Origin of the sequence: Psychromonas sp. 14N.309.X.WAT.B.A12 (assembly GCF_030397575.1) — a bacterium.
Classification (GTDB): Bacteria; Pseudomonadota; Gammaproteobacteria; order Enterobacterales; family Psychromonadaceae; genus Psychromonas.
On record NZ_JAPNXS010000006.1, the window covers coordinates 209,900 to 234,159 of the forward strand.

The 24,260-nt window shown below is 38.8% G+C and carries 18 protein-coding genes; 14 read left to right on the forward strand and 4 right to left on the reverse strand.

The features are described from left to right. Positions 1-241 precede the first annotated feature (241 nt). From OW492_RS09960 to OW492_RS09975, 4 genes are all read left to right on the forward strand, one after another. Positions 242-433, forward strand: a complete 192-nt coding sequence (locus OW492_RS09960; protein ID WP_290039809.1) for a CsbD family protein — start codon at positions 242-244, stop codon at positions 431-433. 376 nt (positions 434-809) lie between these two features. Next, complete coding sequence (locus OW492_RS09965) at positions 810-3,143, forward strand: glucose/quinate/shikimate family membrane-bound PQQ-dependent dehydrogenase (protein ID WP_290039810.1); 2,334 nt, start codon at positions 810-812, stop codon at positions 3,141-3,143. Between the two features lie 348 nt (positions 3,144-3,491). Then, positions 3,492-4,370, forward strand: coding sequence for an AEC family transporter (locus tag OW492_RS09970; RefSeq protein WP_290039811.1), 879 nt, complete (start codon positions 3,492-3,494; stop codon positions 4,368-4,370). Positions 4,371-4,411: 41 nt separating this feature from the next. After that, positions 4,412-4,681: a hypothetical protein gene (locus OW492_RS09975; RefSeq protein ID WP_290039812.1), complete on the forward strand. Its 270-nt coding sequence runs from the start codon at positions 4,412-4,414 to the stop codon at positions 4,679-4,681. A 119-nt stretch (positions 4,682-4,800) separates the two neighbouring features. On the opposite strand, the gene OW492_RS09980 is transcribed toward OW492_RS09975, so the two are convergent. After that, positions 4,801-6,585 (reverse strand): protein adenylyltransferase SelO family protein, encoded by a 1,785-nt coding sequence (locus OW492_RS09980; RefSeq protein WP_290039813.1) that lies wholly within the window; start codon positions 6,583-6,585, stop codon positions 4,801-4,803. 219 nt (positions 6,586-6,804) lie between these two features. Next, positions 6,805-7,581 (reverse strand): DUF1223 domain-containing protein, encoded by a 777-nt coding sequence (locus OW492_RS09985; protein ID WP_290039814.1) that lies wholly within the window; start codon positions 7,579-7,581, stop codon positions 6,805-6,807. Between the two features lie 310 nt (positions 7,582-7,891). Between OW492_RS09985 and OW492_RS09990 the strand changes: the two genes are divergently transcribed. The 4 genes from OW492_RS09990 to mtgA all read left to right on the forward strand — a co-directional run bounded on the left by OW492_RS09990 (position 7,892) and on the right by mtgA (position 11,932). Next, a complete protein-coding gene (locus tag OW492_RS09990) occupies positions 7,892-9,025 on the forward strand; it encodes a PQQ-dependent sugar dehydrogenase (protein WP_290039815.1) in 1,134 nt (377 codons plus the stop codon). 187 nt (positions 9,026-9,212) lie between these two features. After that, on the forward strand, positions 9,213-10,292 hold the full coding sequence (locus OW492_RS09995) for a polysaccharide lyase family 7 protein (RefSeq protein WP_290039816.1): 1,080 nt from the start codon (positions 9,213-9,215) through the stop codon (positions 10,290-10,292). A 294-nt stretch (positions 10,293-10,586) separates the two neighbouring features. Further along, the gene (locus tag OW492_RS17030) at positions 10,587-10,985 is read left to right on the forward strand and encodes a DUF2061 domain-containing protein (protein ID WP_354669230.1); all 399 of its coding nucleotides are present in this window, start codon (positions 10,587-10,589) and stop codon (positions 10,983-10,985) included. A gap of 263 nt (positions 10,986-11,248) precedes the next feature. Beyond that, positions 11,249-11,932, forward strand: a complete 684-nt coding sequence (gene mtgA, locus OW492_RS10010; RefSeq protein ID WP_290039817.1) for a monofunctional biosynthetic peptidoglycan transglycosylase — start codon at positions 11,249-11,251, stop codon at positions 11,930-11,932. A gap of 142 nt (positions 11,933-12,074) precedes the next feature. Here the strand turns inward: mtgA and OW492_RS10015 are convergent, their stop codons facing one another. Both OW492_RS10015 and OW492_RS10020 read right to left on the reverse strand, forming a co-directional pair. Beyond that, on the reverse strand, positions 12,075-13,103 hold the full coding sequence (locus OW492_RS10015) for a methionine synthase (protein WP_290039818.1): 1,029 nt from the start codon (positions 13,101-13,103) through the stop codon (positions 12,075-12,077). Positions 13,104-13,162: 59 nt separating this feature from the next. Further along, complete coding sequence (locus OW492_RS10020; RefSeq protein ID WP_290039819.1) at positions 13,163-14,146, reverse strand: DUF1852 domain-containing protein; 984 nt, start codon at positions 14,144-14,146, stop codon at positions 13,163-13,165. 478 nt (positions 14,147-14,624) lie between these two features. Between OW492_RS10020 and OW492_RS10025 the strand changes: the two genes are divergently transcribed. The 6 genes from OW492_RS10025 (at position 14,625) to OW492_RS10050 (ending at position 24,254) form a co-directional block, all read left to right on the forward strand. After that, positions 14,625-14,966, forward strand: a complete 342-nt coding sequence (locus OW492_RS10025; RefSeq protein WP_290039820.1) for a thioredoxin family protein — start codon at positions 14,625-14,627, stop codon at positions 14,964-14,966. 680 nt (positions 14,967-15,646) lie between these two features. Next, positions 15,647-17,917, forward strand: a complete 2,271-nt coding sequence (gene nrdA, locus OW492_RS10030) for a class 1a ribonucleoside-diphosphate reductase subunit alpha (protein ID WP_290039821.1) — start codon at positions 15,647-15,649, stop codon at positions 17,915-17,917. 362 nt (positions 17,918-18,279) lie between these two features. Then, positions 18,280-20,433, forward strand: coding sequence for a bifunctional TVP38/TMEM64 family protein/FAD-dependent oxidoreductase (locus OW492_RS10035; RefSeq protein WP_290039822.1), 2,154 nt, complete (start codon positions 18,280-18,282; stop codon positions 20,431-20,433). After that, positions 20,433-21,281 (forward strand): DUF547 domain-containing protein, encoded by an 849-nt coding sequence (locus OW492_RS10040; protein ID WP_290039823.1) that lies wholly within the window; start codon positions 20,433-20,435, stop codon positions 21,279-21,281. Before OW492_RS10035 ends, OW492_RS10040 begins: the two co-directional genes overlap by 1 nt. Then, a complete protein-coding gene (locus OW492_RS10045) occupies positions 21,268-22,548 on the forward strand; it encodes an ABC transporter substrate-binding protein (protein WP_290039824.1) in 1,281 nt (426 codons plus the stop codon). Before OW492_RS10040 ends, OW492_RS10045 begins: the two co-directional genes overlap by 14 nt. Next, positions 22,548-24,254, forward strand: coding sequence for an ABC transporter permease subunit (locus OW492_RS10050; protein ID WP_290039825.1), 1,707 nt, complete (start codon positions 22,548-22,550; stop codon positions 24,252-24,254). The genes OW492_RS10045 and OW492_RS10050 overlap by 1 nt, the downstream gene beginning before the upstream one ends. Positions 24,255-24,260: the final 6 nt, after the last annotated feature.

A 24,260-nucleotide genomic window follows, 5' to 3' on the forward strand; every position in this document is an offset into this window, starting at 1 on the left:
CAGCAAGCTAAGGAATGATGGCACTTCTAACGCCCCTCTTTCCATAATGAACTTCATGAAAACCTTTCAATTGGCCCTGTAATAGTTACAGGGTGAGCATACCTTTAATTTTACCAATTAAAAAAATAACATTAGTAATCAACAACTTAAATATTGGCATGCAACTTGTAATGCTTCTTACTAAGAACATCGACGCAATCACTATATTGCATTTATTCAAGCTAACTTAAGGAGTTATATTATGAATAACGACATTATGAAAGGTCAGTGGAAACAAGTTTCAGGTACTATCAAAGAGAAATGGGGTAAGTTAACAGATGATGACTTACAAGAAATTGACGGTAACCTAGAAGTATTCCAAGGCAAAATGCAAGAAAAATACGGTATGGAAAAAGATGAAGCAGAAAAAGAGTTTAATAAGACATTCTCATAGGTCTTAACCTCTTATGTAATGTTTATTAAATAATTTATTCAAGGCCAATTCAATTGGCCTTTTTTTCAAACAATAAAATGAAGTTTTATTTTCATTAAAAGGGAGTTTGGTGTCTATAAAAAGCGCTAAAAAATCCCCCAAAAATTGAATCTAAGCTGGTATTAATCGAGCTCAAAATCTCGTCACGATTGTTAATTGACTCATTAGTATATTTTCAATACCAAAATAATTTTAAGTTTCACACAAAAATACAGTTTATAAAAAGACACAATCAATTCAGTTCTTAATAGGTTTTATTTATCACAACTAACTAAAACTCTATTTATCAACATGTTTTATCAGTATCCAAAGGTCACAAAAAATAAGGATAGTGTTTATGATCATTTTATCAGGGTTATTTTTTATTATAGGTTTAGCCTTATTGCTCGGCGGTGGTTGGCTAATTGCGTTGGGTGGTAGCTTATATTATTGCTTAGCCGGAATAGCATTCATTGCGGTGTCATTATTAGTGCGTAACAAAAATGCATACGCTAACTTTATTTACGCTATTTTTTTAATGGCGACAATGGTTTGGTCAATTCTTGAATCAGGTCTCAGTTGGTGGCCTTTAGCAACTAGAATGGGACTTTTCCTAGTGTTAGCAATCCCTCTCCTCTTAATTGCTTTTGTTAAACATCGTCGCGGTTGGATATTTTTATTGCCCGTCTGGTTAGCGACCAGTGCCACTACTCTTTCCCCTTTAATGGTTACATCCCCGACAACGGTAGAGGGTCAATTACCGCGAGCTGTTAGTATGCCCTTTTCAAGTGATGTAGATGAAAGTGATTGGAATGCTTATGGTAGAAGCAATTTGGGGCAACGATTTTCTCCTTTGGCTAACATTACACCTGAGAATGTCGATCAATTACAATTGGCTTGGCAATATCAAACAGGTGATAAAAAAGGCCCTAAAGATGTAGGCGAAACCACTTATGAAGCAACCCCACTTAAAATAGGTAATGCACTTTACCTTTGTACGCCTCATAATTGGCTTATTGCTTTAAATGCAGATACAGGTGAAGAGCAATGGGTTTACGACGCCAAAGTACCCGCTGAAAGTCAGCGCCAGCATCAAACTTGTCGTGGAGTTTCTTATTTACCACCAAGTGATAGTAAACCACTTCCTGATGTTCAAACCATTTCAACACCTTCAGAAAATCTAAGCGCATTACAATGCGATGCACAATTATTTTTACCCACATCAGATGCACGTCTTATCGCAGTTGACCCTGTCACAGGAGCGCGCTGTGCTAACTTTGCCGAGAACGGAGAGTTAGATTTAATGCACAATATGCCATTTAAACAATCTGGTTATTATTATTCAACGTCGCCTCCATTAGTAGCAGGTGGTGTAGTCATCGTGGCTGGTTCAGTAAATGATAATTACGATATTAATTCGCCTTCTGGTGTGATCCGAGCTTATGACGTGAAGACGGGGGAGTTAATGTGGAACTGGGATTCAGGAAAGCCAAATAAAACAGCACCAATTGGGGAAGATGAGCTATATGCAACTAGCTCACCAAATAGCTGGTCTGTTGCGAGTGCAGATGAGGAGTTAGGATTAGCTTATTTCCCAATGGGTAACCGAACTCCCGATCAACTAGGTATATACCGCACACCTGCTGAAGAAAAATATGCAACATCTGTTGTGGCATTGAGTCTTAAAACAGGTCAAGTCGCTTGGGTTCAACAGTTTGTTCATCATGATTTATGGGATATGGATACGCCTGCTCAACCTTCTTTATTAGATCTAGACACTGAAACAGGAAAACAACCCGCTTTGGTAATTCCAACCAAGCAAGGCGATATTTATGTGCTTAATAGAGCGACAGGTGAAGCTATATTGCCGATCACCGAAGAAGCTGCTCCACAAGGTGCGATTGTTGGAGATCACACAGCTAAAACTCAACCGACTTCTGCTTTATCTTTTAAACCAGAAAAATTAACAGAATCGGATATGTGGGGAGCAACGCCATTAGACCAGTTAATATGCAGAATTAACTTTAAAAAATTACGCTATGAGGGGCGTTACACACCACCATCAGAACAAGGCTCAATTATATATCCAGGTAACTTTGGTGTATTCAACTGGGGCAGTATTGCAATAGATCCTAAACGTCAGCAATTATTTGGAATGCCTCTTTACCTTGCTTTTACATCAACATTAGTGCCCAAAGAGGGACTCGATTTAAGTGGTTCAAATAAAGGGGAACAAGGGGTTAATTCAAATGAAGGGGCTGATTATGCTGTAGATTTAAAACCATTCCTTTCTCCACTGGGCATTCCCTGCCAACAACCTCCTTGGGGATTTGTAGCTGGTGCAAACCTTAAAACTGGTCAGACGGTTTGGAAACATAAGAATGGCACTATTGAAGATATGACGCCACTTAAACTGCCAATTGAAATGGGTGTACCTGGTATTGGTGGTCCAATTATTACTGATAGCGGCATCGTATTTATGGCGGCGACGGTTGATAATTACTTGCGAGCTTACAACCTATCCGATGGTAAGGAGCTGTGGAAAGCGCGATTACCAGCAGGTGGGCAAGCCACTCCAATGACCTATTTAAACAGTAAAGGTGAACAAATGGTCGTGCAAGTTGCAGGTGGTCATGGTTCTATTGGAACAACAATTGGTGATTATGTTATTGCTTATAAACTAAAGAAATAGCAATAGCCAAGGGCTAAATATAACTCAAGAATGCTGGGTTATATTTAGTCTATTTATATGGGCTATGCGTTAAAAAGGTACTTATTCTTTTATCTCAAAGGAATAGCATCAAAATTGTTACAGGTGCCTTTTTCTGTAGATTAATTAAAGCGATACATTACTAGGGAGACCGTAGGAATAAGTTACTCTTCCCCCTCAAAAGACATCAACAATCCCAAACAATAAAATAACAATCCGCATTATATTGTTGATATAAATAGTTTATGTTATTAAATATGTTCAAAGCCTAATTAAACGCATTATCGAGTTAAGAGTAGGCCTCTCTCTATTTAGAACATAAGGATGATTATGTTTGCACAAGTTGTTGGGATACTTTTTCCTGTTTTTGCGATAACTCTTGTTGGATTTTTTATTGGCCGCTGGTTAAAACCAGACTTCAAACCAATCAATCGCATCAATATGGATGTACTTGTTCCTGCACTTGTATTCTCATCTTTAGCAGTAATGCCAATGGAAATGGGACAACTCCCATTAATTACCGCATCAGTTGTCGCTGTATTATTACCTGGCCTATTAATGGTCCCTATTTGCAAAGTTTTTAAGTTAAATTTTAAAATTTGGGCACCGTCGAATATGTTCAGAAATAGCGGTAACTTAGCTATTCCTTTGTTTACCTATACTTTTGGGGATACCGCACTTGCCCCCGCTGTATTGCTTTTTGTTATCTCATCCTGCGCACACCTTAGTATCGGCATCGCTTTATTAAGTGATGGGAGCCCTATTAAAAAGATGCTGACTATGCCGGTATTTTTAGCGGCTTTGTTAGGGTTAGTATTAAATCTTAGTGGCGTTGGCATATGGAAACCGCTTTATGATGCCACCCATTTACTCGGCGGCGCTTCTATCCCGATTATGCTGTTATCACTTGGCTCTCAGATGTGTAATATTCGCCTTAGTGGTTTAAAGGTTGGGATTATGTGTACGGTATTGTCATTTGTTACAGGTGCAATTGCCTTTATAGCAATCTATCTATTTATCCCGTTACCAACACTACATTTACAAATGTTGCTTTTGTTTACTATGCTACCACCAGCGGTGATGAATTATATGCTCGCAGAAAGATTTAATATTGGGCCAGAAAAAGTGGCATCGATGGTGTTATTCAGCAATTTTTTCAGCATTATCACGCTTCCTATTGTGCTGGTTATAGCTTTGTCACTAGGCTAAAAGGTGATCGTAAAATGGTTGTTATAACCTATGGGGGATAAATGGACTTTATTGCATTGATTATAACTGTGCCAACGCTAGTCATCGGGATCAACCTTATTTCTTGCATTCTATTTAAACGAATTTTTGTATTTGGGCACCATCTTAAGATCAACAAAAATATGAGTATTGCTGAGTTAAAAATGCAAGTTAACAAGCCATTTATATTCGGTAACTGGTATCGTAAAGGTGAAGCAAATTATGCTCGCGCAGTTTTTTCGAATACGCTTCTCTTCGCTGCTCTTTTCTTGATAACAGCGGTACTCACATAAATTAATACGAATACCACTTCAACAATATCTAGCTGAATAACTGACCGCTAAGCTGGCGTTGCCCATTAACAATGGGCTATTAAGCTTTGTTCAGTTACCACTGATTTGGGATCAACGAATTACGACGAGCAACTGAGGTGAGATACCCCACCAACATTAAAGAACTCAAGCGGCTTCAAGCGATAAAACTTATCTTCCACTGACTGCGACTGTTCTTCGTATGGGTTCGCCATCACTTCTTGTAGCTCTTGAATTAAACTGTCATCCCCTACTGCTGCTTGTTGATAAGCAGGTTTAAGTAGCCATTCACGTAAAATGTATTTAGGGTTCACTTGCTTCATCTGCTTTGACACATCTTCAAGTGTTGTACCTGCATTGGCATTACAGTCACTAATAAGTAGCGCTTTCCATTTAACAAACCATTCTATCCAACGTGTATCTACCTGCTGACTCTCGGCTTCCTGCTCAGCACTTTTATGCATTAAATTTGTGTAGAAGCTTTTCTTAAGTGGGCGAATATCGTTAGGGATCGACGATAACTCTCTAAAGAAAATCGTATAATCGATAGGCGTTTGCATCATTATCATCTGTAACTCACGAAGTACTGCCATGTGTTCAGGCTTATCCAATGAGCTGAGACCAAGCTTAGCAGCCCACATAGCTTGCATTTTCGATTCCATCACGGTTGAAAACTCACTTTGAATGTCTTCAAGTGCAGATAAAGCGTCTTGATCGGTTGCCAATAGTGGTTTTAATGCTGAGCAAAACATTTCAAAGTTACTTTGTGCAGCCTTAGGTTGGTTCATAAACGAGAAGTGATTACCGCCCCCCGTCCAAGGCTGGTAATGAGGATTAAACAGGTCACTAAACCCGAAAGGGCCATAATCTAAGGTAAAACCACCAGCAGCACAGTTATCGCTGTTGAAGTTACCTTGGCAAAAACCAACACGGATCCAGTTTGCAATTAATGAGGTGAGACGCTCACGAAACTCACCTGTCAATTGGACTATTTTTTCGGGCGTGCTTAGTGCTTTGTCAATCACTTCCGCGTATTCACGGTCGATCAAGTGCAATACTATTTTTTCAAGTTCATCAATGGCGTGAAGCTGCTCATCATATTCGCCATCGTCACGGGTACGACGAGCGAACAGTTCGATTTGTCCAACGCGTAGGAATGATGGAGCAACACGTGTTGAAATAGCAACAGGCTCAGTAACCATCATATCCGGATTTTCCGATCGTGATCCTTCTGCATACCACCCACGCTGTACCGTTTCAGTTTTTGAAACATACAAACTCAAAGAACGTGAAGTAGCCACACCCAGGGCATGCATATGATCCTGCGCCAAGAATTCACGGACGCTTGAACGTAACACTGCGCGACCATCGGCACCACGACAATATGGAGTACGGCCACCACCTTTTAACTGCATTTCCCAACGTTGACCGTTAATCACCGCTTCAAGTACTGAGATAGCACGGCCATCTCCATATCCGTTACCAGTTTGAAACGGGCACTGGTGAATGAACTCAACACCGTAAATAGAAAGTGCATATCCTGTCGCCCACCCTACTTTGCGCATTGGCTCAGGTACTTGAGTAATGTCCCCGGAGAATAATCGCATAAAATCCGCAGACTCAGCTAGACCGTCCGCTAAACCAAGTTCAGCAAAAAAACGCTTACTGTGCGCAACATATTGCGGGTCTTTAATAGGGGTTGGTTTAACTGGCACATAATGGCCTGAGAAAACTTGTCGTTCAGTATGGTCAACACCATTTTCTGTCGCATCAGGATCGCAGTTAAGCCTATCCATGAAAGAATAATTCGCCAAGTTAGCAAGCTCACTGAAGGTCGAAATAATAGGTGTTGTTGAATTTTTTTTCTGAGGCTGTTGGTTTGTCATAATGATTTATACCAAGGTTGATCAAGATAAAAGTGTATACCTGATATCTTACCCCGATATGCTAGAGACTTCTGTACTTATTGTGAGCGACTAATTTATAGCCTGGCATTAAGCGGAAATGACTAACGAACCGATGTAGGCAATTTGATTTAAAAAATAATCAGGAGCTAATCCTCTGCACGGTCATTAGCCCCTTTTAAAAGTATTTTCGATAACTCGCTATTGGATAAATCCTCCTACTGCTTGAATAGGCGTTAAACTGCTTCCTTTACTAACCCATGCACTAATTGCCTGAGCTTGCTCTTGATGGGCATCTTTAGATAAATTCAACGTCGCCACCCATTGGTTATTTTCAAATGTCATCGCCATTTTTTGCCAATCCAGTGCAACAAATTCATGGCGTAATTGCTTATTACGGTTTTCGCCGCGCTTAACATTACTTTTTAAATCCATTCCTAAGGGGGCGACGGATAAAATAAGTGGTTTACTTTGATCAGCAACAACCCCTTCACTTGGTGAAAAAATCGCTTTGACTTGATGCTGAGAATCTAATGATTGATAATCAATTTTTAAATTACCAATTGCGCTTTTAGCCATGGCTTCTACGGCACCCTGTATAGAATGCCCTCTAAAAAAGCCTTTCCACTCTTCACCTGAAATAATAAAGTTAGGTGTGTACACGCTGCGTTGAAGACCATTTGCTGACAAGCTATATTGTCTAGCTGTATATTCAGGTGTGGCAAAGCGATCTGTCCAACCTAATCTATCCCAATAATCGACATGAAAAGCCACTGGCACAAAGGTTTGAAATAATTGTGGGTCACCAACGAGTTGACTCAGCTTTTTCTCTGCTGGCGGGCAAGAACTACAACCTTCAGAGCTAAAAAGCTCAACTAAAGCGACCTTATTTACCCCACTATTAAACGTTTCAGCGAGCACTTGTTGTTGGCTGAGCATAGCAACGGCTAACAAACTAGATGTAATTAATTTTTTCATTCTGTCCTCTTTATTTGCTAAGCGATCCAACATTCAACTAACCTATCGATTTTTGCTGTTTTATATCAATTAGGTAGCTGATTGTGTTTAGAAGACCTAGTAAAAACAGATTTGATTGCATTAAAAACATAAATTCTTGTAACACAAAGTGAAATGGAGAGTATTTCCAATGAAATATCAATTAGATAATAAGTGACGCCCAGTCTTGTAAACCTACTTCAATATTCGCATAATAAAGTGGTTAAAAATTAACCACCACAATCTACCTATTCTTTGTAACCATCTATTTTCAATGTGCTAAGGAAATATTATGACTTGTTGGCAGAAACTACTATTCATTCACTTCAGTTTGTTGGCGAGCACAGTACAAGCTGACCTTTCACTGCCTATGTTTGAAGATAAAACGCCTTATCAAACACAAGTAGTTTGGCCTGATATCATTATTCCATGGGGTATGGTTCAATTACCCAATGAGCAGATTTTAGCGACGGAACGTTCAGGTAAATTATGGTTATTAAGCGAAGGTAAACCTTCCATTGAAATAGTAGGTTTACCAGAAATTGATAGCAATGGACAAGGTGGCTTACTTGACATTGCTTTGCATCCTAAGTTTGAAAATAACCAAGTTGTTTTTTTCACCTATGCTAGCCAATATATCAATAATAATAAGACAGCCAGTAACACCGCTTTAATGCGAGCTAAATTAGATCTGAATAACCATAGGTTAGTTGAGCAGAAACAGCTATACCTTGGTGAAGGTGATTCAAATAAAGGCCAACATTATGGCAGTCGTATTGCCGTGACGGATCAGTTTGTATATTTTTCCATTGGAGACCGTGGACAACGTGATAAAAATCCACAAAACTTATCATTAGACGGCGGTAAAATTTATCGATTAAATCTTGATGGTAGTATCCCGACCTCCAATCCTTTTTATCAACAAGCTAACGCCAAAAAAGCCATCTACTCCTATGGACATCGTAATCCACAAGGTTTAGTGACACTTGCTGACAATACTCAACTTTGGTCACATGAACATGGTCCAAGAGGTGGTGATGAAGTTAATTTAATTGAAGCGGGGAAAAATTATGGTTGGCCTGTTATTGGCTATGGCACTAATTATATTGGTACTAACTATACTGATATTACTGAAAAGCAAGGAATGGAGCAGCCTAAACTCTATTGGGATCCCTCCATCGCACCTTCCGGTATGGCCTATATTAGCAGTGAACAATATCCGCAATGGCAAGGTAAGGTATTGCTCGGAGGAATGAAATATGGGCATTTAGTCTTGCTAGAAATAAACAATAAACACGTAATGAAACAAACTAAGTTATTAGCGGGTATTGGTAGAGTAAGAAATGTTATGCAAGGTAACGATGGTTATATTTACTTAGGCATTGATGGTAAAGGTATCCTAAGGTTACTCCCTGAAGAAAGCTAATGATTAGTCTTTTATTGTCATTGCCTTTTGGTTCATAGTGGCTTTAGTGAGCTTCATCAAGAATGAACTTTTATCATTAACTTATCTGAAGGCTCACTTCACAATTACATAATTGTATTACAAATATGAAAGGCGTTAGGGTTACACTGGATTTATCTAATACTTACATTAATTCAGGAATGTTTCTATGACGCGTTATCCACCTTTAAAATATGTACTGAGCAGTGTCAGTGTATCTATATTACTCTCTGGTTGTACCCTTCCCCCTCCTGAAAATGGAGTATGGCCAGCAGATATTATTGATTTAAGTTATTGGAAAATCACCCTGCCCTTAGAGGCGAACAGCGGTAAAGCGAGAGAAGTTAGCGTCAGTGATATTAAAACATTTTACAACACTGATTTTTTCTATGCGAATACTGAAGGTGGTGTTGTCTTTGCCACACCAAACAAAGCTCCTACAACGGGCGGTTCAACCAATACCCGCAGTGAATTAAGACAGATGATGAACGGTAACTCAGGCGGTGGACCTAAAGATAAGATGAATAACTTTGCACTGGCCGCTAATCCCAATGCAAAGAAATTTGCCGGTGTCGGTGGGCAATTAAAAGCCACATTAAAAGTAGATGCAGTCTCTTTACACGCAGGCTATCCAAATAAGCCCCCTGCTTACTCTATGGTTGTCGGTCAGATACATGCAGGTAAAGATGAATATCTTCTATATGGTACAGATGACCAGTTTGGCTGGGGAAATGAACCGATTAAAATTTATTATAAAAAGTGGCCAAATCATACAACAGGCTCAGTTTTTTGGACTTATGAAAAAAACCTACCGAGAAAAGATCCTAACCGTACTGATGTCGCCTACCCAGTTTGGGGAAATACCTGGGAAAACCCAACAGATCCTGCGGCTACAGGGATCGCATTAGGAGAAGAGTTTAGTTATGTGATTAACGTGCACAACAATATTATGTACCTTACCTTTACCACCAAAAACCAGGCTGAAGTAAACTATCAAATTGATTTATCCAACAACATTGATGCTTACGGTAAAGTAGATGCGTTAGATAACCCAGACGGATATCAAAAAGATTGGTTTTATTTTAAGGCAGGCGCATATAACCAATGTAGCAGTAAAGATGCGCCCGGCATATGGTACACCAATTGTCCCGGCACAGGAGAGTGGGCTATAGATAAAGCCAACGGGGATTACGCGCAAGCTACTTTCTATAATATCGAATTAAGCACTTCAGAAGCGCCAAGCAATTAACTCGATCAGTTATAAAAACCGTTTAATTAACGGTTTTTATAACCTCTATCTAATCAGGATAGCCTTACCTCTCCCGATTAACCTTTTCAGATCAATTTAACCTACTTTATTTAATCAATATAATTCAATTACTTAGAATCAGCCCGAAAAAAAACAAACAACAAAACCTATCAAAAATTAAAAGTTTTCACATAAAAACCTATCAATAGTATAGAAACTACCCATTTTACTTAATGATAATAAGTATCAATAATAGCTACACATAACAGAGACATACTTTAAGAGGGACACACAATGGCTAAAACAATTACTTTTGCAGGCATCCACTTCAGCATCGCAACCCTAGTTGCTTTTGCTTTGACAGGTAATTTTTTATTGGGCAGTTTGATTGCGATTATCGAACCATCTATTAATACCGTAGCCTTCTATTTTCATGAAAAAGTTTGGCAACATGTGCCTTTCCTTAAAAAGCGCGAGTCAATGACCAAGGCAAAAACAATCAGCTTTGCTGTGATTCACTTTAATGTTGCCTTTGCTGTTACTTTCGCTTTAACTGGCGATGCATTCATCGGCGGTTTAATGGCAACGATTGAGCCAACCATTAACTCTTTTGCTTACTTCTTCCATGAAAAAGCATGGGGTAACAAAAATAAACAATCAGATTATGAAATTGAACAGGCTATGTGCGTTTAATGACATTTAGTTAAAAAACTTCATCCCCCCTTCCTGCTAGGTCTTTATAATTAACATAAAGACCTAGCAGGAAAATTACTCGTTTCCGCTCCTCATATATTTTTCGCACACCAGCCTCACTCTTTGGAAAAAGAGATAAAATATTAAAAATATGGCATGCTATTGGGTTGTCTCCTGTGAGCGAGTGAAGCAGAGATATAAATACAAACTTTATTCGAAGCGCACAATGCAGACGTTTCGTAAAAACCAATTAGAGACAACACATGGCAAAGAAGAAAAAATCGAGTTTATTAGGCAAAATCTGGTATGTCCTGTGGCGTTTACTTTTGTTAATGATATTGACCCTGCTACTATTTCGCTTTGTACCATTACCGACCTCTGCTTTTATGTTACAAAGCCCATATCCTGTAACACAGAAATGGATCAGTATTGATAAGCTCTCACCTGCTATGTCGTTGGCTGTTGTAGCCTCTGAAGATCAACGTTTTCCCACTCACTTTGGCGTCGATTTTACAGCGATTGTTGATGCACTTGAACAATACGATGACGGTGATGGGTTACGTGGTGCAAGCACGATTACCCAACAAACAGCAAAAAATATTTTCCTATGGTCAGGCAGAAGCTTTATCCGTAAAGGCTTAGAGGCCGGTTTAGCGCTCAGCCTAGAAGCTGCTTGGGGTAAAAAGCGTATTTTGGAAGTGTATTTGAACATTGCAGAGTTTGGAAAAGGAATTTATGGGGTTGAAGCGGCCAGCCAACATTACTTTGGCAAGTCAGCTACCCAACTCACTGCTCATCAAACAGCACAGTTAGCAGTATTATTACCTAGCCCGCGTACTCGTGATCCACGTAATCTAACGGCTAAACTCAGCCAACGAGTGATTTGGGTCGAACGTCAAATGCGACAACTAGGCGCAGGTTATCTTAAACCTATTCTTGAAAATTAACTTTCTCAAGGGAGCTATAATAAAACGCAGTAGCTATCATCTACCACAGTCGCCTACCGGCTAATTTACACTACGCAATGAATAGATCATATTTGGGGCAAACGACTGCCCCGTCCAGTTTTTTCACTTGCTTATTAACGTACTAGGCGATCAATTCTTGACGTATAATTGCGGCGCCAGCACTAAGTGCATTTAATTTACCCAGTGCAACTTCACGTGATAAAGGTGCCATACCGCAGTTAGTACAAGGGTACAGTTTATCTGCATCCACATATTTAAGTGCTTCTCTTAGAGTATTAGCGACTTCTTGCGGGGTTTCAATCACATTGCTTGCAACATCAATCGCTCCTACCATCACTTTTTTACCTCGAATAAGGGCTAGTAATTCCATTGGAACATGCGAGTTGTGACACTCCAAAGAGATAATATCAATGTTAGAGGCTTTCAATTTAGGGAAAACCGCTTCATATTGACGCCATTCGTTACCTAATGTTTTCTTCCAGTCGGTATTGGCTTTAATGCCATATCCGTAACAAATGTGTACAGCAGTTTCACATTTAAGCCCTTCAATGGCCCTTTCTAAACATGCAATCCCCCACTCATTTACTTCATCAAAAAACACATTAAAGGCCGGTTCATCAAATTGAATAATATCCACGCCTGCCGCTTCTAACTCTTTCGCTTCCTGATTAAGGATGATTGCAAATTGCCAAGCCAATTCTTTTCGGCTTTTATAATGATCATCATAAAGAGTGTCAATCATGGTCATTGGCCCAGGTAAGGCCCATTTAATGGGTTGATCAGTTTGTTGACGTAAAAATTTCGCATCTTCAACAAATACTGATTTTTGTCGGCTAACGGGACCAATTACAGTCGGTACACTCGCATCATATCGGTCACGAATTTTAACAATTTTACGGTTCTCAAAATCCACGCCATTAAGGTGCTCAATAAAGGTAGTCACAAAATGCTGACGGGTTTGTTCGCCATCACTGACAATATCGATACCTGCAAGTTGCTGTTGGTGTAACGCTAAGCACAATGCATCTTTTTTACCATCAACTAATGTTTGTTCTTGTAGTTTCCACGGTGACCATAATGTTTCAGACTCTGCAAGCCAAGACGGTTTTGGCAAGCTGCCTGCCGTAGAAGTGGGTAATAATACTTTCATCAATATTCATCCTGTTTAGGGTATTTTATGTTAATTCTTTTACTGTTTTTATTGGGCTATTAAGCAAAACAAGCTGGCTGGGTATCCAACTGTTCTAATAACTTTTTATGTGGTTTGATGAAAAACTCCTCAGCAAACTTACCTTGTGCTATGCCTAATCGACTGCGCTCATCTCGGTCATATAAAATATGTGTTAATGAATAATCTACATGCTTTAAATCAGGCTTATAAATATCACTAGCCACTGTATTGGCATTGTAAATTTCAGGTCGATAGATCTTCTGGAAAGTTTCCATCGTGCTAATGGTGCTGATTAGTTCCAGATTTGTGTAATCATTCAACAAATCCCCCATAAAGTAGAAAGCCAGTGGCGCTACCGCATTTTCAGGCATGAAATAACGTACCTGTAAGCCCATCTTTCTAAAATATTGTTCCGTTAATGAGGAGGCATTAGGCTGATACTCAATACCTAATATCGGATGCTGATTACCTGTACGTTGATAGGTTTTAGTTTCCGCCACACTCAAACAAATAACCGGTTTTTTAATAAAGTATGCTTTATAAGCAGGAGAGTTTAAAAAAGACTTAAATAGCCTTCCATGCAGCTCACCAAAATTTTCAGGTACAGTGAATGAAGACTTACCTTTGTTATGTGCTGACAACAAAATACTAAAATCGTAATCACGTATATAAGATGAGAAATTGTTGCCAACAACCCCATCAATACGCAGCCCGCTTTGATGATCAACAATATTAGTTTTTAACATTTCAATGGAGGGAAAAGTTTGCATACTATTCTGAATATTCATTTCAACAGAAACGATTTCAAGTTCAACAGAGTAACGCTTTGCTTCAGCGTTATCCCAATGAGCTAAGCGATTAAATCGATTATCGATCATCTTAAATGCGTTGCGTAAATTATGCTGGCGGTTTTCTCCACGAGCCAGATTAGCAAAGTTTGTTGTCGCTCGAGTGTTGTCTGCTGGCTGGTAATGCTCATCTAAAGCAGTGCTGTTAACCGTAAATGTAAAATCTGTATTCATCGTTTTTAGCTCCAATTGTCTATCATAAAATCTACACACTCCTTGTTTATTAAGACTTCCTAGCCAATCCCCTTATTGGTATCTGAAACACCAAATAATAAAAGTCAGGGTAATATTGCCTAGCATTAAACAGCAGTAAGTATTTTATACGCCAAATCAAACATGAACAAAAATGATTAATATTCAAATAAACATGAAAATAACTAATAAACAAAAATTAACGTGATTAACAACGATAAAACAGAACTGAGTACAACACCTTTGTAAGATTGGATAGTGTTGGGCTTTTCTTTAATGAATTTTCTGATGTCATGTAACGCAGGAAACAATAGGCATTGAGAAAAATGTATCCTTTGCCCTCAAAACGTTATATTAAAAATGGACCTATTATTTGATACTTTTTCAAAATACGGCTCAACTGGTTTATATTGGATCATTATTGTAAGCCGTATTAAGCAGATAACTACAGGACAACTATATGGACAAGCATCAACTTGGCTTTCAACCTGAATATCAAGAAGAAACCATTACCTTTACTGAAGTAAGCGAATTGCTAGGCCTTACTTTACTTGAATTTGGAGCACCCTGGTGTCCACATTGCCAATTGGGTAGTGAATTAATCAAAGAGGCTTTTGCAGAGGATACTAAATATAGTCGATTAAGGCATATCAAAGTCTTTGACGGGAAAGGTAAACAACTGGGCCGCGCTTTTAAGGTCAAGCTATGGCCGACCTTCATTTTATTAAAAGATGGTGATGAGGTTGCCCGTTTGATTCGCCCAACAGAGTCACAGTCTCTACAGCTATTTTTAAACAAATAATAGATGCAGAATTTAATAGTCTTCGAAAGCAATTACAGGCTTAAAATTGATTATTAATCAGGAAGTACATAGATAAAGCTAATAATCTTGGTTTAATAAGGTTTCCTATCACCTTTATATTAGCTCTTTAAGGGTGAGCTTATCTTGCATAACCACACTTTTTCTAAGCACTTTTGTTGCTTAAAACCCATTTATTTTAATCTTATTAATGCCCGCTAAAAGTAAGTGTATTTTAGTAAAGAAAAGCCATATAACACTCACATTTTGGTAGATAGTTTAAGCCTATAATTAAGTGCCAAATACAACAAAAAAAACGATGAAAAAAGATAATAAAAACATGAACAAGTTCTAAGTTTATAAAAAAGCTATTTCTCCCTCAAATAATTTTCTGTGAAAAAAAAAGCTAAAATAATGTTTGCATTTCCTATAAAACAGAGCTGAACTGAAACCATTTGTTAGTGACTACTAACCAACTTAAATCATCTCTATTTGTCCACAATTTTATCCACTAATTTAACAAAACTTATCCCTTGAAAAATTCTCAAAAAGCTTTATCTTGTGTCTCTTCTTTTAAAGCAACACTACATCTTGTGTTTTATTTGAACAACACACACTAGAGTAAAGACAGCCTAAATAGCTAACATCTTTACTCTACTAACATCAAGCAAAGGCCTCTAAAAATGAATAAAAACCTGTCTGTCACTAAGCGTAATGGGAAAAAAGAACCCATTGACCTTGATAAAATCCATCGCGTCATTACATGGGCAGCAGAAGGTTTAAACAACGTTTCAGTATCTCAGGTAGAGTTAAACTCTCATATTCAATTTTATGATGGTATTCGTACTGACGATATCCATGAAACGATCATTAAAGCCGCTGCTGATTTAATCTCTGAAGAGTCGCCAGATTACCAATATCTTGCTGCACATTTAGCAGTATTCCACTTACGTAAACGCGCTTACCAACGCTTTACACCACCAAGTGTATTCGAACACGTGAGTAAGATGGTTTCTAAAGGTAAATATGATGAACATTTACTAGAAGATTACACTAAGCAAGAGTTTGAAGAGATGGATCAATTTATTGATCACTCTCGTGATTTAAATTTCTCTTATGCAGCAGTAAAACAGCTGGAAGGTAAATACCTAGTACAGAACCGTGTAAGTGGTGAAATCTACGAAAGTGCACAGTTCTTATACCTAATGGTAGCGGCATGTTTATTCTCTGATTACGATAAAGAAACTCGTTTAGATTATATTAAGCGTTTTTACGATGCGACGTCATTATTTAAGATTTCATTACCGACACCGATCATGTCTGGTGTGCGTACTCCGACTCGTCAATTCAGCTCATGTGTATTAATTGAGACAGGCGATAGCCTAGACTCTATCAATGCAACGTCTAGCGCCATTGTTAAATACGTATCACAACGTGCTGGTATTGGTATTAATGCGGGCCGTATTCGTGCGATGGGCAGTAATATTCGTGGTGGTGAAGCTTACCACACGGGTTGTATTCCATTTTACAAACACTTCCAAACGGCTGTTAAATCTTGTTCACAAGGTGGCGTTCGTGGTGGTGCAGCAACTGTCTTCTACCCGATTTGGCACTTAGAAGTTGAATCATTACTGGTATTGAAAAATAACCGTGGTATTGAATCAAACCGTGTTCGTCACCTTGATTACGGTGTACAACTTGGTCGTTTATTCTACCAACGCTTAATCGACAAAAAAGAGATCACACTATTCAGCCCTTCTGATACACCAGGGTTATACGATGCTTTCTTTGAAGACCAAGATGAGTTTGAGCGTTTATACCACCTATATGAAGCTGATGAGTCAATCCGTAAGAGCTCAATTCCTGCGGTAGAGTTATTCTCTCTATTGATGCAAGAGCGTGCAAGTACAGGCCGTATTTACATTCAGAATGTTGACCACTGTAATACACACAGTCCATTTGACAGTAAAGTAGCACCTGTACGCCAAAGTAACTTATGTTTAGAGATTGCGTTACCAACTAAACCATTAACGCATATTAAAGATGAAGAAGGTGAAATCGCCCTTTGTACTTTATCTGCGATTAACTTAGGGGCAATTGAGTCATTAGATGAAATTGAAGAGTTATCAGAGCTTGCAGTAAGAGCACTGGATAACCTGTTAGATTACCAAGATTACCCAATTCTTGCGGCTGAAAAAAGCAGCATGAGCCGTCGTACTCTAGGTATAGGTGTAATCAACTACGCTTACTACTTAGCGAAAAACGGCGTGAAATACTCTGACGGTAGTGCAAATAACCTAACGCATAGAGCATTTGAAGCAATTCAATACTACCTATTGAAAGCATCAAACAAGTTAGCTAAAGAACGTGGTGCTTGTGAGAAGTTTCATGAGACACGTTACTCACAAGGTATTTTACCGTTAGATAACTACAAAAAATCGTTAGATGCAATTTGTGACGAAGGTTACCACTTAGATTGGGAGCAATTGCGCGCAGACATCGTTAAAGATGGTTTACGTAACTCAACCTTATCTGCCTTGATGCCTTCTGAAACATCAAGCCAAATTTCAAATGCAACTAACGGTATTGAGCCTCCACGTGGTTTCATTAGTGTTAAAGCGAGTAAAGATGGTATTTTGAAACAGGTTGTACCTGAATTTGATAAATACAAAGATCAATACGAATTATTATGGAGCATTCCAAATAATAAAGGTTATTTAGAACTAGTAGGTATCATGCAGAAGTTTGTTGATCAAGCTATCTCAGCAAATACAAACTATGATCCAAAACGTTTTGATGACGGTAAAGTACCAATGACGATTCTACTTAAAGACCTATTAATGGCTTACAAGATGGGATTAAAAACACTGTACTACCATAATACACGCGATGGTGCAGATGATGAAAAAGTCATCGAAGATGATGGTTGTGCGGGCGGTGCTTGTAAAATATAAAATATAGAAATTTAATAATAATTCTATAAATCAAAAGGATGCCTCAAGGCATCCTTTTTTTTTTTGCTAAAAAACATCTTTTATTTTTTGCATATTTGATAATCTCTCCTAAAGTAAATATACCTACAATTAAATACAAGCATTATTCACCCTTCATTACCCGCTTTTAAAAATTAATTGTAATTATTTAAATAATTAAGAAATTAAATTAAATCTTCTCGGGTCTTGGTATGGGAGCTTTAAATAATGACGACATAAATTATTGCTCACACATACTAATAACGGACAACAACCCGCTTTTAATGCTTAGCAAGGACCATTTTTAAAGCATTAATGCGCATTGATATAAAGGCTAATAAACTATGTTAAAAAAGATCGTACTCTTGATACTAGCAATCGGATTAATAGGGTTGTTTTTCCACTTCAACCTACACCAATTGCTCACCCTTGAAGGGTTAAAAGGTTCAATGGATCAGTTCACTTCATTACGTGAACAATCACCTGCTTTAGTGATTGGTGGTTTCTTTATTTTATATGTATTAGTGACTGCATTAGCATTGCCAGGTGCCGCTATTTTGACCTTAGCAGCAGGCGCACTGTTTGGTTTATTTGAAGGCTTAATCATTGCTTCATTTGCTTCTAGTATTGGTGCGCTGTGTTCGTTCTTAGTTTCACGCTACTTATTACGTGATTCGCTGAAACAACGTTTTCCAGAACGTTTATCAGCTATTGATGAAGGGATCAAAAAAGAAGGTGCATTTTACTTATTCACTTTACGTTTAGTACCTATCTTCCCATTCTTCCTAATCAATCTATTAATGGGTGTGACAGCACTTAAATCTTGGACTTTCTACTGGGTAAGCCAAATCGGTATGTTAGCTGGAACCTTTATCTTCGTGAATGCAGGTACGCAACTAGCTAAAATCGATAGCCTGTCAGGTATCTTATCTTTTGGTTTAATCATCTCATTTGTTTTACTCGGTATATTCCCACTTATTGCAAAAGGTATTGTTAATATGATTAAAAAACGTCAAGTCTATAAAAAATGGACTAAACCAGCTAAGTTTGACCGTAACATGGTTGTTATTGGTGCAGGCGCAGGCGGTCTAGTAACAAGTTACATTGCAGCAGCTGTTAAAGCTAAAGTAACTTTGGTTGAAGCCGGTGAAATGGGTGGTGACTGTCTAAACTATGGTTGTGTACCAAGTAAAGCCATCATCAAAAGCGCAAAAATTGCAGAGCAAATTAGAAATGCACACCATTACGGTTTAGAAGATACAACACCGCAATTTTCATTCAAAAAAGTAATGGAGCGTGTACATCAAGTTGTTGCTGACGTTGCACCGCATGACAGTGTTGAACGTTACACTGATTTAGGTGTAGAAGTAGAAAAAGGTTACGCAAAAATTCTTGACCCTTGGACAGTAGAAATTAGCTACGAAGATGGTACTAAAAAGAAATTAACGACTCGTACTATTGTTATCGCAACTGGAGCTCGCCCATTTGTTCCACCACTACCAGGTATCGAAGAAACAGGTTATGTTACTAGTGATACGTTATGGACTGAGTTCGCTAAATTAGAAACACCACCAGAGAAACTAGTGGTATTAGGCGGTGGTCCAATCGGTTCTGAATTAGCACAAAGCTTCGCTCGCTTAGGCTCGAACGTTACACAAATTGAGATGGCAGAGCGCATCATGATCAAAGAAGATCTTGAGGTGTCTGAATTCGCTACCGAGTCATTAAAAGAGAGTGGCGTAAACATCTTAACCTCGCATCAAGCATTACGTTGTGAAACAAAAGATGGTAAGAAATTTATCATTGTTAAACACAACGAAGAAGAGATTGAAATTGAATATGACCAATTATTATGTGCTGTAGGTCGTAGTGCACGTTTAACTGGTTACGGCTTAGAAGAACTTGGTATCGAAACTAACCGTACTATCGTTACCAACGAGTACTTAGAAACACTTTACCCTAACATTTTTGCTGCTGGTGATATTGTTGGTCCTTACCAATTCACACATGTCGCTGCCCATCAAGGTTGGTACGCTGCAGTGAATGGTCTATTTGGTAACTTGAAGAAGTTTAAAGTGGATTACCGAGTAATTCCATGGACTACCTTTATCGACCCAGAAGTAGCACGTGTTGGTATTAATGAAGATGAAGCAAAACAAAAAGGTATTGATTACGAAATCACTCGCTTTGATTTTGAAGAACTAGACCGAGCGATCACAGACAGCGCAACCAAAGGTTTCATCAAAGTCATTACACCAAAAGGTAAAGATAAGATCTTAGGTGTGACGATTGTTTCTGAACATGCCGGAGACTTAATTGCTGAGTTTGTATTAGCAATGAAACACGGTTTAGGTCTAAACAAAATATTAGGTACGATCCACAGTTACCCAACATGGGCTGAAGGTAATAAGTACGCAGCTGGTGAATGGAAGCGAAATCATGCGCCACAAACGGTTCTAAATTGGTTAGAGAAATACCATACATGGAGACGCGGCTAATGAAATCAGCAATCCAACACACAACCAATAAGGTAAGCGCCCTAGTGCGCTTCACCTTAGGAGCAGCAATATTAAGTGGTTCAATGCTCAGCACAGCTTATGCTGAAACCAGCGGCAACTTACACAGTACTTGGACAAATTTATTGGCAGAGCATATTACGCCAGTCAACCAAGGCCATAGTACTGCAGTTGATTATGCAGGCTTTAAGCAACAAGAAGATACATTACAAACTTACTTAGATACGTTAGCTGAAACAACACGCACAGAATTTGATGGATGGTCAAAAGAGAAGCAATTAGCTTTTTTGATCAATGCTTACAATGCATGGACAGTTGAATTTATCTTAACGAAGTACCCTGACTTAGATTCAATTAAAGACTTAGGTAGTTTGTTTAACTCACCATGGGACAAAGAGTTTGTACCATTGTTAGGCAAAACAGTGAGTCTAAATGATATTGAACATGGTCTCATTCGTGGTAGTGGTCGCTACAACGATCCACGAATCCACTTTGCAGTAAACTGTGCAAGTATTGGTTGCCCAGCACTACGTGAAGAGGCTTATACGGCGGATAAGTTGGAACAACAATTAACCCAACAAACCGAGCGTTTTTTAACTGATTCAAGCCGTAATTACATTAAAGGTAACAATATCTACCTGTCATCTATTTTTAAATGGTATGACGAAGATTTTGAAACGGGATTTCGAGGAACGAAATCTATCCAGGGCTTTATAAACTTATATGTTGATGCACTGCAATTAACTGAAGAGCAACAATCGACACTTAAAAATCAAAAGTTTAAAGTTAAATATTTAGATTATGATTGGAATCTTAATGCTATCCGTTAATAAAATTTGCCAGCATAGTTTTGCTGGCTTTTATAAAGCACTTTGTTATTTATTACTTCTATTAATACCCCAACAAGCCTTATTTGCCTCGGAGTCGCAGTCTAATGCTGCGGCGATGTGGGAAAATATTGAAATGCGAGGCACTCAACAGAGTGTCTACTTTCATGCTTGGGGCGGTGATCAGCAAATAAATAATTATATTCAATGGGTTGCTAAGCAAGTGAAGCAACAATATGACATTGACCTACACCATGTGAAACTCACCGATACCAGTGAAGCGGTAAGCCGGGTGCTCGCTGAAAAATCAGCCAGTAATCACCGTAACGGTCAAGTTGATTTAGTTTGGATCAACGGAGCCAACTTTGCTTCTATGGCCAAACATAAATTATTAGCCTTAGACTGGGCTGATAAACTCCCTAATTTTGCTCTTACTAACCCAGAAAACAACCCAGCCATGACGCGTGACTTTGGTGTACCAACCGAAGGAATGGAAGCTCCCTGGGGACAAGCAGCCCTAACCTTCTATTATGACAGCCTAAAAGTGGAACAACCTCCACAAACATTAGCAGAATTACTAAGCTGGACAAAACAACACCCTGGTCGATTTACTTACCCTAAACCACCTGAATTTTTAGGAATGAGCTTTTTAAAATATGCCTTAATTATTTTAAATGAGAATCAGCCCGATAATATTAAAGATAAACTTTACCAAGCGGCTACTCCAGAAAGTGAAGCGCAAACCTTGCCTGCTCTATGGAATTTTTTAGATGAACTACATCCAAACCTATGGCGTCAAGGCCATCATTTCGTTGCTAATGGGCTGGCCTTACGTCGTTTAAGTGGGGATGGCGAACTGCAAGTTTCCTTTACTTTCTCAGCAGCAGAAATTCCTTCAGCTATTGCACGTTATGATCTACCTGATAGCACTCGTAGCTATCGTATGCTTGATGGAAGTTTAAGTAATATTCATTTTGTTGCTATTCCCTATAACTCACCACATTTAGACAGTGCTAAATTAGTGGCGAACTTCTTACTTAGTCCTAAAGCACAGGCTAAAAAGCAGCAAACTTCAGTATGGGGAGATAGTAGTGTGCTAGATTTATCGCAACTTTCCCCAACACAACATGCTTACTTCGATATGACCGAAAAGCGACACTTAAGTGCAAATATCATTAATGTTGATAACACACGCCTATTAAGTGAGTTGCACCCAAGCTGGTCTGCGGTGATCACTAAGCAATGGCTTGCCCGTTATGGAGTACAATAATGATTGTTGCTAACACGTTTTTTACCCGCACCGTTCGCACTAGCCCAATGGTAATGATCGCCCTACTAGTTGTTCCTGTATTGGGTGGATTATTAGGTGTGTTATTACCCGCGTTTGGTTGGTTCCCTGCATTAGGCGCGACTGAGTTTGGTTTATTTGGTTTTACAGAGTTATTTGCAACACCTGGCATTGAGCGAATGTTACTACTGAGTTACGGTACAAGTTTAATTAGTACTCTATTAGCTTTCCTTATTACGGTGTTAATACTCGCCAGTTATTTTAATAGCCCATGGTTAAAACGTATTCAACGTTTATTGGGCCCTATTTTAGTTATCCCACATGCTGCTGCCGCCATTGCGATTGGTTTTTTAATTGCCCCTTCAGGTTTTTTATCGCGCCTTTTCTCACCATGGTTAACGGGTTGGGATACACCACCAGATTGGTTATTTCCGCATGACCCTTATGGCTTAAGTATCATTTTAGGCTTAGCCTTAAAAGAGTTACCGTTTTTATTGTTAATTGCATTGGGAGTGCTCGCTCAACCGGAAATAGGTAAAGTCCTCAAGCAACAACACAAGGTAGCTTCAAGCCTAGGTTATTGCCCAATGACAGGCTTCTTTAAAGTCATCCTACCTAGTTTATACGGTTACATGCGTTTACCGATTTTAGCCGTACTCGCTTATTCAAGTGCGAGTGTAGAGATCCCATTAATCCTTGGGCCAAACACACCACCAACATTGGCTGTTGCGATCATGCAATGGTTTAGTGATGTAGATTTAAGCTTACGTATCAAAGCTTCATCAGGTGCTATCGTGCAAATTCTTGTGACCCTTTCACTGCTATTAACTTGGTGGGGAATTGAATTATTAGTGAAGAAATGCAGTGCCTCTTGGTTAACCAATGGAGCGCGCGAACATGGCGGCATGATCATCAAACGCTTTACTGATGTTATTACCTTCATTATGGTGAGCACTATTGCTTTAGCTCTCCTAGGCATGGTGTTTTGGTCTTTTGCAGGTTTTTGGTCTTACCCAAACCTGCTGCCCGATCAATTTATGACGATGCATTGGCAATCTGCGTTAACACAAATGCAAACACCTTTATTTAATACCTTGGTGATTGCCTTTAGCAGTACCCTACTAGCCATTATATTAACGCTGTTAGCATTAGAGTCTGAACAGCAAAGCAATAAAACCATTTCAGCTGTCAGCGGGTTAATTATCTACCTGCCTTTGTTGATCCCGAGTATTGCTTTCTTATTTGGACTGGTGTGGATGTTTGAGCAAGTAAATAGCCAACACACCTATTTAAATGTGGTATTCGCTCATCTTCTGTTTGTTTTACCTTATGTATTTTTATCATTAGCCAATAGTTACCGTCGATTGGATCCACGCTTTAGTTCGGTGGCAGCCAGTTTAGGAGCCTCTCCTTCTAAAATATTCTGGCAGTTAAAATTACCTTTATTAATATCGCCTATTTTGATCGCCAGTGCCTTAGGGTTAGCCATTAGCTTTAGTCAATATTTACCAACGCTATTAGCTGGTGCAGGTCGAATTAATACCATTACTACCGAAGCGGTAACATTAGCAAATGGGGCGAGTCGACGCACCAGTGCGGTTTATGCATTAATGCAAATGTTACTGCCCGCTTTATTCTTTATTTTAGCTTGGTTAACACCGAAAATTTTCTCACGTGCACGTGTATAGGAACGT